Raw genomic sequence first — 1,772 nt, forward strand, 5'->3', positions numbered from 1 at the left:
AAAATCCACCACGCGCCGCGACGCGCCATCCCACACGGGCCGCACGCCCAGCAGCGCCAGCGCTTCCGCCAAGTCGTCGCCACCCGTCCGCATGGTCGCCGTGCCCCACATCGACAGCCCCAGCGTTTGTGGATAGTCGCCGTGTTCCTGGGTATAGCGTTCCACCAGCGCCTCTGCTGCTCTGCGGCCGACATCCCAGGCGCTTTCCGTTGGAATAGCGCGGATATCCACCGAATAAAAATTGCGTCCGGTTGGCAAAACCTCCGGCCGCCCCCGCGTCGGTGCGCCCGATGCCCCGCTGGGCACATAGCACCCGTCCAGCCCACGCAACAGGTGGATGAGTTCCTGGGGAGTGGCGCGGAGGGCAGGCAAGAGGGTTGAAGGGAGGAGATGCCTAGCTTCGTGATCTGAGCGCTCTGCGACTGGATGGCCTGGATGTTGCTCCCTGATTTGATCTCCAAGATCTCCAATTGCTCGTTCAACCTGGGCGGCAGCTTCTTGCTCGATCAGGTCGATCAGGTCGGCGGCGTTGCGGAGGGTGGCGGGGTTCGCAGCGAGTTTGGGGGCGGTGAGCGTCCGGTGGATTTGGTCTGGCGTGAGGGGCTGGGCGGGGTCGGCAGTGAGCGGGTCGAGGTCGAGATGCCAGCGCACGGCGATCGCCCTTGTCAACCCGACGTATCCCGGTGTGGGATGGCGGGCGATCGCCACAACCAGATCTCGCAACTGCCGTCCGCTGGGGCATTGTCCTAAAATATGCAGCCCGTCGCGGATCTGGGCTTCTTTGAGTTCGCACAGGTAGGTGTCGAGGTTGGGCAGGAGCGCCTCAATTTCCCTAGAATCGGCAGAGTCAGCCGTTAGCCCCAAATCCTGCAAAACCTGGGTTTGCTGGAACAGGGTCAGGAGGCGATCGCGGATAACAGGTAGCCGCGATGGGTCAAGGCTTTGCGCCTCGTAGTATTCATCCACCAGTGCCTCAAGCTGCTGGAGCGGGCCGTAAAGTTCGGCGCGGGTGAGGGGCGGCGTGAGGTGGTCGATAATCACCGCCTGGGCGCGGCGCTTTGCCTGGGAGCCTTCGCCCGGATCGTTGACGATGAACGGATAGAGGTGGGGCAGCGGGCCGAGGGCGATTTCGGGATAGCAGGTTGCCGACAGCGCCACGCTCTTGCCCGGTAGCCACTCCAGGTTGCCGTGTTTGCCGACGTGAACGATCGCGTGGGCCCCAAAGTGCGATCGCACCCAATGGTAAAACGCCAGATACGCATGGGTTGGCTCCAGGTCTGGCGCGTGGTAATTCAGACTGGGGTCGAGGTCATAGCCGCGACTGGGCTGGATGCCGATAAAAACATTGCCAAGCTGGATGCCGGGAATGGGAACGCCGTCCTGAGACTCCTGACACCACCCATCTCCCCAGCGATCGCCCAGTTGTTGCTGCACCGCTGGCGGCAGGGTTTGAAAATAGGCCCGATAGTCTTCCACAGAGAGGGACTGGGCGATAGGGCGGTGCTGGGCTTCGGGGTCGTTGGTGGGGCCGGCGGTGAGGCGGTGGATCAGGTCGTCGCCCGTGGCGGGAATATCGCTCAGGGTGTAGCCCGCTTGCTTCAGGGCTTTCAGGATTTCGACAGTGCTGGCGGGGGTGTCGAGGCCAACGCCGTTGGCGAGGCGACCATCGCGGGTGGGATAGTTGGCCAAGATCAGCGCAATGCGGCGCTCTGCGGGGGGCGTTTGGCGCAGGCGCACCCAGGCGGCGGCCAGATCGGCGACAAACTGGAGGC

The 1,772-nt window shown here is 63.8% G+C and carries 1 protein-coding gene; it reads right to left on the bottom strand.

All coding sequences use genetic code 11. The features are described 5' to 3' along the window. Window positions 1–1,772, bottom strand: a 1,772-nt coding sequence (locus IGS51_RS05470; RefSeq protein ID WP_297076905.1) for a cobaltochelatase subunit CobN, incomplete at both ends; no start/stop codon positions are given.

This window comes from Thermoleptolyngbya sp. M55_K2018_002 (genome assembly GCF_015295965.1).
Taxonomy (GTDB): domain Bacteria; phylum Cyanobacteriota; class Cyanobacteriia; order Elainellales; family Elainellaceae; genus Thermoleptolyngbya; species Thermoleptolyngbya sichuanensis.